Source organism: Kibdelosporangium philippinense (genome assembly GCF_021390435.2).
In the GTDB taxonomy this organism is placed as follows: Bacteria; Actinomycetota; Actinomycetes; order Mycobacteriales; family Pseudonocardiaceae; genus Kibdelosporangium; species Kibdelosporangium philippinense.
The window spans coordinates 2118050-2131334 of record NZ_JAJVCN010000003.1; the positions used below are offsets into that span (position 1 = coordinate 2118050).

The window sequence follows — 13285 nt, forward strand, 5'->3', positions numbered from 1 at the left end:
TCACAACTCCCAAGACTGGGGGTTGGGCCGTGGTTTCCCTCAGGTAGCCAGGGTCCAAGCGCCCGCCGTATGGGTCAGGCCGCGACCGATGAGGTTGCGGAGGTTCAAGGCTGCGGTGCGGCGTTTGAGCCAGGCGTTGTTCTTGCCGGTGCCTAGATATCGGAGTTTGAGACGTCGGCCACCGCGGCTGGCGATCTGGGAGATGACCCGTTCCACGTTGGGGCGGAACGTCCTGTAGCTCTCGCGCAGTTCGGGCTTGTCCGCCCAGTCGCGTCGGGCTTGGCGCAGCAGGTCATCTCGTGGGTGCAGAACGATTTTACGGCCGGTCTTGGACGTGGTGCACTGTGCACGCAGTGAGCAGGCACGACAGAGAGCGCCAAAGGTGGCGACCCGGGTCCGGCTGATCGGGCGGGTGATGTCGTTGGGGCAGGTGACCGTGCCCGCTTGCTCGTCCACGGTGAAGTCGTCCACGGTGAAGTCGTCCACGGTGAAGTCGTCCACGGTGAAGTCGCCCTCGACCGGAGCCCGCAGCGGCTTGGGCTTGATCACCGCCTCATGCCCGGCATCGTCGATCCCACCGCGTAGATCCCCTGTGCCATAGGCGGAATCGCCGTACCACGCGCGCTTGCCGTCCTCGGCGTCGAGGAACTCCTCGGCCACAGCGGGGTCGGAGTTCTCCGTGCCGGCGGCCGTGGTCACCTTCTCGTCGGTGACGATCCCGGTCTCGGGCTCGGCCGCCACGTGCGCCCGATACCCGTCCCGCCGGTTCTCCGGGGACTTGCGGGTATGCCGCGCATCCGGATCCACTGTGGACACCACCCGGTCCGGGGCGACCTTGCGGGCGATCCGCCACCGCCCATCAGTGCCGTCACTGCCCTCGGCGGGCTCGGCATCCTGACCGGCGACCAACGCCAGCAACGCCAACGCGAACTCCGCGTCGCCTTCCAGTTCGGTATCGGCCAGCGCCGCCACCAGCGCGTTCGCATCGTTGACCAGCGCGGAGACCAGCGCGTCCCTGGCGGCCGGGTCGTCCCAGTCGATCCTCGGCTTGTCCGGCCGACTGTAGTCATGGCCGGTACACACCTTCGCGATCTGCTCCGCCGCGCCGGGCACCTGCCGATCCACCCGCCGGATCGCCGAGATCAGCTGGGTGATGGTGTCCTGGGTGGCGACCGCGTCGGCCAGGATCGTGGAATCCACCGCCCGCTTGCGGCGGCCACGCAGGATCCCGGTCTCCTCGACGACCGTGCGCACCGCGTCGTTGATCCGATGCGGCCGCCCCGAGGTGGCCAGTCGTTTGCGCCAGTACACCAGCGTCGAGGGGTCGAATCCCTTGTCGTCCAATGCCATCCCGGTCGCGACCTTCCACCGCAGGTCACACCGGGCCGCCTCAGCGGTCTCCCGATCCGAGAGATCATGCAGGGTCTGCAACACCAGGATGGAGGCCATCACCGACGCCGGGATCGAGGGCCGTCCCTTGCCCGAGGGGAACAGATCCTCGAACTCTCCATCGGGGAACAGATTCCGGCGATGCCCGGCCAGGAACGCGAACATGCTCCCCGCCGGGACCAGATGACCGACCAGCGCCTCCGCGTCCAGCAGCTCCCGATCACCACGCTCCACACCCTGCATGAAACGATTCTCCCAGCTCAAACCCACATCCTGGGGCGACACGCCGATTATTCAGCGGCCTCCTAGCGGCACAGATAGCGCGCGGGAGTACGCCAGCACGTGTTCGGGCTTGACCCTCCGCTTGCCCGTCTCAAGGTGGCCGAGTAGCGGCTTGCTGTAGTGCGTTCGCGCGGCTAGTGCGGACAGGCTCACTCCGGCGGCCTCACGGGCCACCCTGAGCGCTGACCCTAGGTCACTCGCCGCGTACTCGACACAGTGGACGACACCTACGAACAGCGAGCATCGGGTATCGCCGAACCTGAATGGGTGTACTGGATGAACCGTGGCGAGATCGACGTCATGGCCGGGCGGTGCCTCATCGAATTGGGCGAACCGGCGCGTGCCGAACCGCTCTTGTCGAACGCCATCGACGGCTACGAAGCCGATCATGTTCGAGAAGTCGCGCTGTACATGTCGTGGTTGGCTGAGTCCTACGCTCGGGTCGGAGAGATGGACGCGGCACGCGACACGCTTGTCAGAGCGCGCGAAGTGTCACATGGAGTCAATTCGGTGCGTTTGGACACACGCATTCAAGAGGTCGAGGGTCTGGCCGACTAACGGTCGCCCACCACGTCATTTGCCCGCGACTTGGCCTCTGTCCTGGTGATCAGCACGTGGGCCATATGTGGCCACTGAGTGTCAGGGCATAGTCTGCATGGCGGAGCCCCCGCCGCCTTAGGCAACGGGGGCTCTGGGACTCAGCACCAAGTCAGCACGGGGGCAGGAATGGCCGGGAACCGGCTAGAACGCACCCGGTTTGACAAGGTGGGTGTCATCAGCTTGACCTGGCAGTTTGCTGTTACTGACTCGGATGATAGAAGGACCCGCCTTGTCTTCGTTTACTAAGTGGGAGTACGCGACCGTTCCGCTGCTGACGCACGCCACCAAGCAGATCCTCGACCAGTGGGGCGAGGACGGCTGGGAGCTCGTCACCGTGCAGCCCGGCCCGACCGGCGAGCAACTCGTCGCTTTCCTGAAAAGGCCTAAGGCATGAGTTGGCCGGAAAAGCTCGCTGAGCTGGGCATTTCGCTGCCCACGGTCGCGGCGCCGCTCGCCGCGTACGTGCCCGCCGTTCAGTCCGGTTCGCACGTGTACGTCTCAGGCCAGCTGCCTTTCATCGAGGGCGCGCTCGCCGCGACCGGCAAGGTCGGCGCCGAGATCAGCCCAGAGGAGGGCAAGGCGCACGCTCGGACGTGCGCGCTGAATGCACTCGCCGCCGTGCACAGCCTCGTCGGTGTCGACGCTGTGGTACGGGTGGTCAAGGTAGGCGGTTTCGTCGCCGCCGCCGAAGGGTTCACGGCGATCCCTGCCGTGATCAACGGCGCCTCGGAGCTGTTTGGCGAGGTGTTCGGAGACGCGGGCAGGCACGCTCGCGCCGCGGTCGGTGTCGCTGAGCTGCCGCTCGGTGCGCCGGTCGAGGTCGAAGTGATCTTCGAGGTGGGTTGAGCCCGCCGGTGGAGGGAGAAGCTCCAATGGACAGCTACGCCGAGTCGGACTGCCACGAGCTGCTGCTGCGGCTGGCCGGTCGACTGCCCGACCGTCAGCTCTGGCGCTTCCGTGACTGGCTCGCCGCCGGCGCGGTGACCGCACTCGCCCGCACGTTGCCGCTCACTCTGTTGCGAGAACGTGTTGGACTCACAGCCGAAGAGTCTCGCCTGCTCACGAACGCCTTGCGGCCGGCTGGAGCAGATCCGGAGCGGCTGAATGCGCTCCCATGGGTAGACGAAATCGCCGAAGTCGACTACACCTTCACGTCGGAGTCGCCCGAATGGGTGAGCATGGGTGACTCCGTAGGCGTAGTCCTCGGGGCGATCGTCCGGGACCGCACCGATATCGGTGAGGTTCGCGGAACGTGGCGGCTACCACGAACGGGTGGTGGACCGGCCACACGAGTCGTCCTGGTGACCGCGACAACGCAGTGCGCGAAGCTGGCCGGCGAGCTGCAGCGCGTACTGCGGGCGCTCGGGGAACACGAACCGAGCGTCGAGGTGATCCCGAGGGGCATCCTGCTGCCTCGGTACCACCAGGCGGCACTGGCGGCATCGGTGCCGTTGGCCATGGGTGCGGCAGAAGGGGGCCATCTGGTCCCGAGCTGACGCGCCCGCTCGACCAGCTGGAATGGAGAGAAGTCGTGACCCAGGTCGCCGACCGTGTCGCACTCCCGATCCGTGTCCATGACCTCTTGTTGGGCCTCGCGGGCAGGTTGGACGACGACGCGCTGACCGATGCCCGTGAACTGCTGGCATCGGCGGAACTGGACCGCTCGCTGGAACTGATCGTGGGCTGCCTGGTGGCCGGACGGATCCCGTTGTCCCCGGTGGAACGCCGGGACCTGGACGCGATGTTCGCCGAGGCGAACTGCGACACGACCCTGATCCAGCAGCTGAAGGTCGACGACGGCAGGGCACGCCCGCCGGTGCACAAGTTCCACCCAGGACTGGTGGACTCGCAGATCGGCGGCGCCGAAGCAGGCGTCAGCGACGCTGTGCACCGGGTCCTCGAGGTCTTGCCGGACGTCCGCGCGCTGTGGTGCGTCTGGCGGACCACCCCGTCCGGAGCGGTGGCCGGGCCCGTGCCGCACCGGATCGTGCTCGTCGAGATCGGCCCCCGTGGTTTTCCGCCCGCGACCGCGTACCGGATCGAGCACGCGTTGCGCCGTGCCGGGATCCGCGCGGCCGTCGAGGTGCTGCGTGACAACTCCCCGCTGACCGAGTACCACCGCCAAGGCATGCAGCAGGCGCGTCGGGTCTCGTTCGACGGTGCTCCTGAGGAGCCTGCTTCAGAGGCGCCGCGGACGTGGGGTCAGCAGCGTGAGACGTGGAAGGAAGACGTCCCGCCCGCGCCCGTTCCGCTGCCGGTCCCCGCGCCGATCGAAGAGCAGCCCGCGACCAGCAGCTGGATCCCGGAGTTGGACGCGGCCCCGCCGACCAAACCGGCCAAGTCGCCGAAGCCTTCGCCCAAGGAGACGACGAACGTCCTCGAGCCGGTGCTCGAACCCGCCGTCGACGTGGCACCGGAACCACCGGCCCGGCCGGAGCGGCCGAACTTCGACCAGCCTGGCCTGCGTCAGGCGAGCCCGGTGGCCGACGAGCCTGAGCCGCCAGCCAAGCCGTCGAAGAAGCCACCTACCCCGACGCCCCTGTCGTCGAACCTGTCCTCGAAGGACACGTTCGAGGACAGCGACCTCAACGACCAGGAACGCGACCTGTTGCGTCAGCTGCAGGAAGAGCTGGCCAAGCGGGAGCAGGCCGAGGCGTCCAGCAACAAGAAACTGAGCTGGCAGACGGACAAGTCCGGCAGGCACTCGGACCCAGAGCCCAAGTGGTCGACCCCATCGACGGTGACACCGCGGATCATCAACGGTGCCCCGCCCACCGCGGGCGGCTCAGCCGAACCGCCCCGTTTCCCACCCGGCGCCTGAAAAACCCCTCGTGAGTGTTTTCGCCGGTTCTAACCGGCCTGGTGTTTTAACGTTCCGGGTGGTTGATCTTTGACATGGAGGCGGCCACCGCTCGATGATCTTGGTTCCTTCCACAGAACTTTGATCACGAAAGCGGTGGCCGTGTCTGGCAGTGTGCCTGATGGATCCCTTGTAGGCCAACTCCGGCGGCTGCGGCGGTTCCGCCGGGCGGTGTATGAGTCGTTCACGAGGTGGCCGGATGTGTTGTTCGAGATGGTGGACGCGTTGTTGTGTCATCCGGGCCGGTTGGAGTCGTTGCCGTATCTAAGCTTGGAGCCGGTGTTGCGGCGTGGGCATGGCAGTGTGTATGCCGCGTTGGATCGGGGCCGGATCGACGCCGCGGTGTTGGCGGGTGTGTTGGCGGGTGTGGTGGATCGGTCCTCGGGGCTGGTGTTCGCGTTGGATTGTTCGCAGTGGCCGCGTCCGGATGCGCCGACCAGCCCGGACCGGACGTTGAACTACGACGCGGGCAAGGATGTTGGCGGTGGCAGCGGGGTGGTGACTCCGGGCTGGTGGTTTCAGTGGCTGGCCGCGACCGGGACGAGCGGTTCGTCGTGGGCGTCGCCGGTGGCGGTGGCGCGTATCGCGGTGGGTGAGAACCACAATGTGGTTGCTGTCGGGCAGATCGAGGCGTTGCTGAAGCAGGTGGCTGCCGACCGGGACCCGGACGGTGGTGATGATGGTGGTGGTCTGGTTCCGATTGTGTGTGCTGACGGGGACTACAGCCCGGTGTATCTGGGTGGCCGGTTGACCGGCGAGCGGGTGCAGATCGTGGTCCGGTTGCGTAAGGACGCGGTGGTGATGGCCGATCCGCCGCCGCGGGAACCAGGCACGATCGGGCGGCCGCGAGTGCACGGGCCAAAGATGAAACTGTCCGATCGCCGTAGCTGGCGTGACCCGGACGAATACCTCGCGGTGCCCGCCGAGCCTGGGCGGGCCGCGGTGAGTGTGTCGGTGTGGCATGGGATGCACCCGCGTGCCTCGGAATCGGCGGCACTGCGGGAACCTGGCTACCGGCCCGGGTACTCCCGCCCGGTGACCCGGGGCAGTGTGGTCTGGGTGTGTTCGGCCGACCCGGCGTACCCGCCGATGTGGTTGTTCTGGACCGGGCCTGAGGGCTCGTTCGATCTTGACCGGGTGTGGCGGGCGTATCTGCGCCGTTACGGCATCGAGCACCTCTTCCGGTTCCTCAAGCAATACCTGGCTTGGACCCGCCCTCGAGTGCGTGGCCCCGAGCAAGCCGAGCGGTGGAGTTGGCTGGTGGCTGTGGCTTATGTTCACCTGGTCCTGGCGCGTGGGCTCATCGCCGATCAGCGACTGTCCTGGGAACGACGCCGGGGACCGCTCAGCCCGCTACGGGTCAAACGCGGGTTTCGTGGGCTTCACCCGCGCCTGGGATCTCCGGCGAAACCGCGAAAACCTTCACGGCCCGGTCCGGGCCGCCCGACAGGGCATACATCCATCCCCGCGACGCGGCATCGCATCGTCCGTCCAGTGACAAAAACCTAAACCCAGCAACGAAAGCAGGGCCGCCGCTCCGCGACGGCCCTGCCCACCATGCCCTCACAACGTTAAAACACCAGACCGGCGAAAACACTCACGAGCTTTGAGCTGCGATTTTCTCGATGATCCGCTGCAGGTGCAGGCCTCGTTGGGCGTCGCATGGGTGCTCGACTGTGCCGCTGTGAACCATGGCGACGAAGTCGTCCAGCAGGACCGTGAACGCCTGGTCTGACGGGGTTTCGCGGCCAGGCAGCAGCCGGTAGCCGTTGTCGCCGTAGACGCTGAAGTCCACAACGGTCGGCCTTAGCGGCATCTTCAGCGAGATGGTGATCGTGCTGGTCGCGCCACCTTCGTGGCCGAGCATGAAGTGCCAGAGGTCGCGCTTGCCACGGGTAGCGCCGAGGACCTCGGTAATGGTGCCGAGCGCGGCGTCCATCAGGTCGATCACGTGCGGGCCGACGTCCAACAGCGCGCCGCTGTCGTGCCGCCATGCCGACCCCGAATAGTCCTCGGACAGCAGCGCGCCGGACATCCACTGCGCGTTGCCACCGACCCAACCGCCCAATGCGTGCAGATCGGCCAGCCAGTCCTTGGTTTCCTGGGCGAACCGGCGCACGAGCGAGACGAGTGACGCGACACCCGCGTCAGCGATCGCGCCCGCCAGGCGTTCGGCCTGGTCAACCGTGGCCGCCAAGGGCTTTTCGAGGATCACGTGCTTGCCTGCTTTGACGGCCTGCAGGGCCAGTTCGGCCTGCACCTCCGGCGGGACCGCGAAGGCGACGGCGTCGACCTGGTCGAACAGTTCGGCCGGGGAATCCGCGGCTTCTGTGCAATAAGTCTTGGCTATGGCGTCGGCGGCCTCGCGGCGCCGGGCCCAGACGGAGGTCAGGTGCACCCCTGGATGGTTGGCCAGGCCAGGCGCGTGTGCGCGCTCCGCCCACAACCCGGCACCGATCAGTCCAACCCGCACTTGTTCGTCCACCCGCCCAGTATTTATGAGGCCGGGGTCACGGCGTGGCCCGGCCATCCCAGCTTTACGCTCGAAGGGTGCGTGAACTGCCGAAGGAGATGGTTCTGCCGGAATCGATGGTTCCGGACGTGTTCCCTGATCCGCCGGTGACGCCGAAGGACGCGGCGACGGTGGTGTTGCTGCGTGACACCTCGGCAGGCATCGAGGCATTCCTGTTGCGCCGGGTCGTCGGCATGGCGTTCGCCGGTGGGATGAGCGTGTTCCCCGGCGGAGGCGTGGACCGGCGTGACGCCGCCGTGGACATCGCCTGGGCAGGTCCACCGGCGTCATGGTGGGCTGCGCAGTTCGCTTGCCCAGAGCCCCTCGCCCGGTCTTTGGTTTGCGCGGCGGTGCGTGAGACGTTCGAGGAATCCGGTGTCCTGTTGGCTGGCCCTTCAGCCGACAGCGTTGTCTCCGACACTGGGCCTTACGCCGGAGCTCGGAAGTCGTTGGTGGAGCGGGAATTCTCGTTCGCGGAGTTTCTCGCGGACACCGGGCTCGTGCTGCGTGCGGACTTGCTGCGGCCGTGGGCGAACTGGGTCACGCCCGCCGAGGAACCCCGGCGATACGACACGAAGTTCTTCATCGCGGCCCTTCCGGAAGGCCAACGCGCGGACGGCTCCACCTCCGAAGCCGACCACGCGGAATGGCGCCGTCCGGCGGACGCGATCGACCTGTGGAAAGCGGGCCAGCGCGGCCTTCTGCCACCGACCTGGATGACTCTCACCGAACTCGGCGAGAAGCCGACGGTCGCCGACGCGATGGCGACTGACCGGACGATCAGCAAGATCATCCCTAAAGTGATCAGGGAAGGCCGGATCCTGCGGCCGGTGCTGCCAGGAGACCCGGCATACGACCGGGCCTTCGGCCACCTGGACGCCAGGCCCGACGACACCCTCGGCTGAGGAGGACGCGCGTGAAGCACCCGGCGTATGGCGTGTTGCGTGAAGTCACGCCGACCGCATCGGTGATGCTCGAAGACAACCCCGGCCATATGACCCTCGACGGCACAAACACGTGGCTGCTGCGCGGCCCGGACGCTTCGGACTACGTCGTCGTCGACCCCGGCTACGAGGACATCCCGCACCTGACCCGCGTCGCCGCCACCGGACCAATCTCCCTGATCCTGGTCACGCACCACCACGCGGACCATGTCGGCGGCGCCCCGAAACTCGCTGAATTGACCGGCGCCCCGATCCGCGCGTTTGACCGGACCTTGTGCCGTGACGCCCCGCCTGTGTCGCACGGCGAGGTGGTCAGTGCGGCTGGGCTGGAGTTGACGGTTCTGCACACCCCTGGCCACACCGATGATTCGGTCTGTTTCCAGCTTTCGGACGCGGTTCTGACCGGCGACACCATCCTGGGTCGCGGCACGACGGTGATTTCGTCACTCGGCCACTACCTCGACACCCTGCGACTGCTCCGGACCATCACAGGCGCGGCGGTTTTGCCCGGCCACGGCGAAGAACTCCCAGACCTGGCCGCCGTTGCCAGCGAGTACCTCGTGCACCGCGAAGAACGGCTCGCTCAGGTCCGCGCCGCGCTCGACCAACTCGGCCCGGACGCTTCCGCCCGTCAGGTCGTCGAGGTCGTGTACGCGGACGTGGACAAGTCCCTGTGGGAACCTGCGGAGTGGTCAGTCCGCGCACAGCTGGAATACCTCCGCAGCATCCCCACCCCCTAAACCCGCCGTGTCCACCATTGCGGCACACCGTGTCCACCATTCCGGCACACCGAGTTGACCATTGCGGCACAAGGCTTGCTGGGAAGGATGGAGCCTGTGGGTAAGAAGAAAGCCCGGCGGCGGATCGCCGCCGATGCGGAAACGGTCGCGCAGGCGAAATCCGGTGCGCAGGTGGATGCCTCGGGTGAGAACTGGGCAGCCAAGGAACAGCCAGCCCAGGAACAGGCCGTGCGGGAGCAGGGCGCGCGGAACCGCGCCGCGCAGGACCAGGCCGCACGGGACCGCGCCGAGCTGGCGGCGTTGCGCCGGGAGTACAAGCAGCTGCGGGAGGACAACGAGATCCTGCAGCGAGCTAGGGCATTCTTCGCGAGAAAGCCCCAGTGAACCGGTATCCGTTCGTCGGAGCGTGCATCTCATGGTGCCGGAACGTGTATTTCGTTGTGTCGCAATGGTGGACACGGTGTTCCGGAACGGTGGACACGGCTTTAGGTTGTCGCGGGTGGGCGCATTGGGGCCACCATGTAGCGCAGGTCCATCACCTCCTCGGGATTGGGTGAGCTGAACACTGTCGCTCGCATGCCTGGCTGGATTGCCAAGCGGACTCGGCCGCCGGAGAACGGTTTCAATGCGTCCACCAGGAACCGTGACTGGAACGAGGGCGATGTTCGGCCGTCGGACACGTCGGCTTTGATCGTCTCCTCTGCCTCTCCTGCCTGTTGGTCCGCGGTACGCAGGCGGATCTCGTTGTCGCCGACCTCGAGTTTGAGCACGCCGCGGCTGTCTGCGTAAAGCGCGACTCGTCGAACGGCGGCCAGCAATGTATCTGCGTCCAACTCGACCGTTGTGTCCACTGCGGACAGAACCAGTTTGCTCTCGCTCAGGAAGGAACCGTCAAGCAGTGCCGTCGTGACTACAGAGTTGTCCCACGCGAGGCCGATGCGGTTGGCGTCCGCGTGCAGGGAGACCTGCCCTCGGGCCTGTTTGGCGACCTCGGCCAGGAGGGCCGCCGGGATCAGGGCGTCGAGGGGTGCGGCCGATGTCCATGGCAGGGAAGCGACTGCCATGCGGTACCGGTCTGTCGCGGCCAGGACCAATCGGGAGCCGTCTGCGCGGACACGTACCCCAGTGAACAGTGGCAACGCCTCATCGCGGGACGCGGTGGCGGCGACAGTCGTCAGGGCGCTGACGAACAGTTCGCCGGAAACCGAGCCAGCGAGCGGAGGCGCGGTCGGCACGCCGGGGTGCAAGTCCGCATCGAGCAACGGCAATGCGAATCGGGCATTCGGTGTACGGACAGCCAACCGCGCGCCCTCCACAGCGATACGCACCATTGGCACGTCCAAGGCGCGCAACGTTTCGGCGAACGGCTTGGCCGGTACGAGCACACGCCCTGGGGTGTGTACGGCGGCTGAGCAGGACAGCCGGATTGCGCGCTCCCGGTCGCTGCCCGCGAGGACGACACCGTCGTCGGACGCGGTCAGCAACAGCCCGGCTAGCACTGGGTCGAGCGAGCGGCCGGGCAGTAGGCGCACTGCTTCCGCGGCCGCGTTGGCCAGGTCTGTGGTGGTCGCCGTCAGGTCCATGGTTCGCACCGTAGCGGGCGGGTGTGACAGTTTTGGGTTTTCGCAGGTAGGTTGCGGATATGAGTGATGATCTCCGGTCCACCATCACCGGCACGTTCGATCCGGGCGCGCCGGACTGGCATTACCTGCCGGTCGAGATTCCCGCAGGTGCCAGGGAGATCGAGGTCGTCTACCGCTATGACAAGCCCGAGGTGCCGCCGGGTGTCAAGGGCAACGCGCTGGACATCGGCGTTTTCGGGCCGAACGAGCAGTTCCGCGGCTGGTCTGGTGGCGCGCGAGATCGATTCACGATCAATGCGACCGAGGCGACGCCAGGCTATCTGCCCGGCCCGGTCGAGCCGGGCGAGTGGCAGATCATCCTCGCGCCGTACACGGTTTCCGAGCTTGGCATGACGTTCGAAGTGGACGTGACTGTCCGATTTGGACCCGAGGGGCCCGCGTTCGAACCGAATCCGGCGCCAAAGACAGCTCCGCAGGCCGAACGCGGCCGAAGCTGGTACCGCGGCGACGGCCACCTGCACACCATCTACTCGGACGGACGGCGTAAACCGGAAGAACTGGTCGCCGACGCCCGCGCGGCAGGCCTGGACTTCATCGTCTCCACCGAGCACAACAGCCCGAGCGCGCATCTGCAGTGGGGCAACCACGCGACCGAAGACCTGTTGATTCTCAACGGAGAAGAGGTCACCACCCGGACCGGCCACTGGCCCGCGTGGAACCTCCCGGCAGGCAAATGGATCGACTGGCGCTACCGTGCGGACGACCCGAAACAGCTGCAGAAATTCGTCGACGAGGTGCACAACTCCGGCGGCTTGGTCGTCGCCGCGCATCCGTACGGCCCATGCATCGGCTGCACCTGGGAATATGGCTTCGAACGCGCGGACCTCGTCGAAGTATGGAATGGACCGTGGACGCTCGACGACGAAGCCACAGTCATTGCCTGGGACGGTTTGTTGCGCGCCGGGCGTTGGATCCCAGCGGTCGGCAACAGTGACTCACACACGCATACCGACCGGGTTGGCTTGCCACACAACGCAGTTCTGGCCGACGGCCTGACCGGCAAGCAATTGATGGAAGGTTTTGCCAAGGGGCACAACTGGATCGCGGAATCGTCCAGTGTCCAGCTCGAGTTCACGGCGACCGCGGACGGCACGACCGTGGGCATCGGAGAGACCCTGAAAACGGACTCCGGCACGCCGATTGCCATTGAGGTCAAGGCAAGCGGCGCGCCGGACACGCATGTACGGATCCTCGATCACCATGGGCCGCAGTGGGGTGGTTACGTCCCCGCCGAGGGCGCGACGGTCACGTGGACCACACAAAGCCGTTACAGCAAATGGGTTCGCGTGGAGATCCGGCGTGAGGAACCGACGGACACCACACGGGACACCATGGTGGCGCTGACAAACCCGATTTTCTTCCGTTAGTACCGGCTGGTCAGCTCGTCACGTACGAAGCCCGTCAGTGCCGAGGTGTCGGCGTCCAGCGCAACATCCACCAAGCGGTGGGTTGGCGGCTTGAGGCCGTTGCGCCGGTCGGCGAAGGTCGCGCCGCTGCCTGGACCGTCGGTGCAGTCGACGTCCAGCTCCAGCGGCGTGGTCTTCAGGATGCCCGGCCGGATCGCCTCGGCGACCGCGATGGCGTCGTGCATGATGAATTCGTCCCTGCCCATCTCCTGCAGGTAGAACTCCCGGTAATGCGGGGTCATCGCGACCAGTTCACGGCCGACCGCGTTGGCCGAGGAAACCGCCGACAGCCACTCATCGCCGACCGCGCACTTCATGGTGACGTCCAGCGGCACGAGCGTGACCGGCACGTCCTCCATCGCCAGCACTCGTCGAGCCGCCTCGGGATCGACCCACACGTTGAACTCGGCGGTCGGCGTGATGTTCCCGCCCGCGATCCCGCCACCCATGACCACCAACCGGTCGATCTTGGGCTTGATCCCCGGGTGTGCGCCGAGCAGCAGTGCGATGTTTGTCAACGGTCCGATCGGGACAATCGTGACCGGCTCGGGCGAGGCGGTGAGCAGGTCGACCATGAACGTGACGGCATCGCGCGGATCCACGCTCGCCGACGACGTTCCGATGTTGTACGCGTGCCCGCCAAGCCCGTCGCTGCCGTGCGCGTCGTCGCTGCGCGGCGGCCTGCAGAGGGCCTTGTCCGCGCCGATCGCGACGGGCACATCGGGCCGTCCACACAGCGACAGGATGTTCAAGGCATTGCGCGTGGTGTGCTCGATGCCGATGTTGCCTGCCACGGTCGTGACCCCGAGCAGGTCGACGTCCGGGTGGCGGGCCGCCAGCGCGATGGCGAAGGCGTCGTCAACGCCCGGGTCAGTGTCGATGATCAGGCGACGCATGGTTCTCCCTAGC

General features: G+C 66.7%; 14 protein-coding genes and 1 pseudogene. 10 read left to right on the forward strand and 5 right to left on the reverse strand.

The features are described 5' to 3' along the window. Positions 1-39: 39 nt before the first annotated feature. Together LWC34_RS42005 and LWC34_RS58320 are read right to left on the reverse strand one after the other, a co-directional pair. Positions 40-1632, reverse strand: coding sequence for an IS1182 family transposase (locus LWC34_RS42005; RefSeq protein WP_233727680.1), 1593 nt, complete (start codon positions 1630-1632; stop codon positions 40-42). A 51-nt stretch (positions 1633-1683) separates the two neighbouring features. Further along, positions 1684-1908 carry a helix-turn-helix domain-containing protein gene (locus tag LWC34_RS58320; protein ID WP_308200217.1) on the reverse strand — a complete coding sequence of 75 codons (225 nt, stop codon included), beginning with the start codon at positions 1906-1908 and terminating at the stop codon, positions 1684-1686. Between LWC34_RS58320 and LWC34_RS58325 the strand changes: the two are divergent. The 6 genes and pseudogenes from LWC34_RS58325 to LWC34_RS42040 all read left to right on the forward strand — a co-directional run. Beyond that, a pseudogene (locus LWC34_RS58325) lies at positions 1885-2229 on the forward strand (tetratricopeptide repeat protein); the annotation flags it as partial. The gene LWC34_RS58320 and the pseudogene LWC34_RS58325 overlap by 24 nt on opposite strands. Positions 2230-2500: 271 nt before the next feature. After that, positions 2501-2665, forward strand: a complete 165-nt coding sequence (gene sp36 / locus LWC34_RS42020) for a Sp36 family protein (RefSeq protein WP_233730773.1) — start codon at positions 2501-2503, stop codon at positions 2663-2665. Next, complete coding sequence (locus LWC34_RS42025; protein ID WP_233730774.1) at positions 2662-3117, forward strand: RidA family protein; 456 nt, start codon at positions 2662-2664, stop codon at positions 3115-3117. The genes sp36 and LWC34_RS42025 overlap by 4 nt, the downstream gene beginning before the upstream one ends. A 26-nt stretch (positions 3118-3143) precedes the next feature. Next, positions 3144-3767: a hypothetical protein gene (locus tag LWC34_RS42030; protein ID WP_233730775.1), complete on the forward strand. Its 624-nt coding sequence runs from the start codon at positions 3144-3146 to the stop codon at positions 3765-3767. A 35-nt stretch (positions 3768-3802) separates the two neighbouring features. Next, positions 3803-5092 (forward strand): hypothetical protein, encoded by a 1290-nt coding sequence (locus LWC34_RS42035; RefSeq protein ID WP_233730776.1) that lies wholly within the window; start codon positions 3803-3805, stop codon positions 5090-5092. 210 nt (positions 5093-5302) lie between these two features. After that, entirely contained in the window at positions 5303-6640 is a 1338-nt protein-coding gene (locus tag LWC34_RS42040; RefSeq protein ID WP_372496765.1) for a transposase, read from the forward strand. A gap of 88 nt (positions 6641-6728) precedes the next feature. Here the strand turns inward: LWC34_RS42040 and LWC34_RS42045 are convergent, their stop codons facing one another. Beyond that, a complete protein-coding gene (locus LWC34_RS42045) occupies positions 6729-7616 on the reverse strand; it encodes a Gfo/Idh/MocA family protein (RefSeq protein ID WP_233730777.1) in 888 nt (295 codons plus the stop codon). Between the two features lie 86 nt (positions 7617-7702). On the opposite strand from LWC34_RS42045, the gene LWC34_RS42050 reads away from it, so the two are divergent. From LWC34_RS42050 to LWC34_RS42060, 3 genes are all read left to right on the forward strand, one after another. Next, entirely contained in the window at positions 7703-8548 is an 846-nt protein-coding gene (locus LWC34_RS42050) for an NUDIX hydrolase (RefSeq protein WP_233731027.1), read from the forward strand. An 11-nt stretch (positions 8549-8559) separates the two neighbouring features. Beyond that, positions 8560-9327 (forward strand): MBL fold metallo-hydrolase, encoded by a 768-nt coding sequence (locus LWC34_RS42055; protein ID WP_233730778.1) that lies wholly within the window; start codon positions 8560-8562, stop codon positions 9325-9327. Between the two features lie 96 nt (positions 9328-9423). Further along, the gene (locus LWC34_RS42060) at positions 9424-9711 is read left to right on the forward strand and encodes a hypothetical protein (protein WP_233730779.1); all 288 of its coding nucleotides are present in this window, start codon (positions 9424-9426) and stop codon (positions 9709-9711) included. A 101-nt stretch (positions 9712-9812) separates the two neighbouring features. Here the strand turns inward: LWC34_RS42060 and dnaN are convergent, their stop codons facing one another. Beyond that, the gene (dnaN, locus tag LWC34_RS42065) at positions 9813-10910 is read right to left on the reverse strand and encodes a DNA polymerase III subunit beta (RefSeq protein WP_233730780.1); all 1098 of its coding nucleotides are present in this window, start codon (positions 10908-10910) and stop codon (positions 9813-9815) included. 59 nt (positions 10911-10969) lie between these two features. Here dnaN and LWC34_RS42070 point away from each other — a divergent pair, with 59 nt between their 5' ends. Then, positions 10970-12337, forward strand: a complete 1368-nt coding sequence (locus tag LWC34_RS42070) for a CehA/McbA family metallohydrolase (protein ID WP_233730781.1) — start codon at positions 10970-10972, stop codon at positions 12335-12337. Here LWC34_RS42070 and LWC34_RS42075 read toward each other — a convergent pair. Further along, the gene (locus tag LWC34_RS42075; protein ID WP_233730782.1) at positions 12334-13272 is read right to left on the reverse strand and encodes a nucleoside hydrolase; all 939 of its coding nucleotides are present in this window, start codon (positions 13270-13272) and stop codon (positions 12334-12336) included. The two genes, LWC34_RS42070 and LWC34_RS42075, sit on opposite strands and share 4 nt — an antisense overlap. Positions 13273-13285: the final 13 nt, after the last annotated feature.

Excerpts from the sequence above, each read along its gene's own strand:
- LWC34_RS42025 (WP_233730774.1), top strand. The coding sequence starts at position 2,662 with ATGAGTTGGCCGGAAAAGCTCGCTGAGCTGGGCATTTCGCTGCCCACG.
- dnaN (WP_233730780.1), bottom strand. The coding sequence starts at position 10,910 with ATGGACCTGACGGCGACCACCACAGACCTGGCCAACGCGGCCGCGGAA.
- LWC34_RS42030 (WP_233730775.1), top strand. The coding sequence starts at position 3,144 with ATGGACAGCTACGCCGAGTCGGACTGCCACGAGCTGCTGCTGCGGCTG.
- LWC34_RS42005 (WP_233727680.1), bottom strand. The coding sequence starts at position 1,632 with ATGCAGGGTGTGGAGCGTGGTGATCGGGAGCTGCTGGACGCGGAGGCG.
- LWC34_RS42050 (WP_233731027.1), top strand. The coding sequence starts at position 7,703 with ATGGTTCTGCCGGAATCGATGGTTCCGGACGTGTTCCCTGATCCGCCG.
- LWC34_RS42070 (WP_233730781.1), top strand. The coding sequence starts at position 10,970 with ATGAGTGATGATCTCCGGTCCACCATCACCGGCACGTTCGATCCGGGC.
- LWC34_RS42075 (WP_233730782.1), bottom strand. The coding sequence starts at position 13,272 with ATGCGTCGCCTGATCATCGACACTGACCCGGGCGTTGACGACGCCTTC.